Below are 257 nucleotides of genomic sequence, written 5' to 3' on the forward strand. Positions count from 1 at the left end.
CCAGTGTTCCGACATACATCTCTTTTGCATTGTTCGGATCTGCTGTGATTCCTGTAACCGGTGTGTTAGACAGATTTGACAGTTCAAGTTCTGCAAGTGTGAGCATGTTCTTCACATCACTTGTTGATTTTGCATCTAAGAATGTAATCTGAACTTCTTTTACCGCCTTGTCTCCTGCAAATTCAAATGTATATTTCTCCTGTTTTGTTTCAAACTTGATCTCGTCTGATGATGTATCATCTGTATAGATCAGTTTT

General features: G+C 38.1%; 1 protein-coding gene. It reads right to left on the reverse strand.

The genetic code is table 11. The features are described from left to right. The coding region (locus NE668_RS09890; protein ID WP_256196816.1) for a hypothetical protein at positions 1–257 on the reverse strand (257 nt) is incomplete at both ends.

Source organism: Veillonella parvula (assembly GCF_024461875.1).
GTDB classification, from domain to species: domain Bacteria; phylum Bacillota; class Negativicutes; order Veillonellales; family Veillonellaceae; genus Veillonella; species Veillonella parvula_I.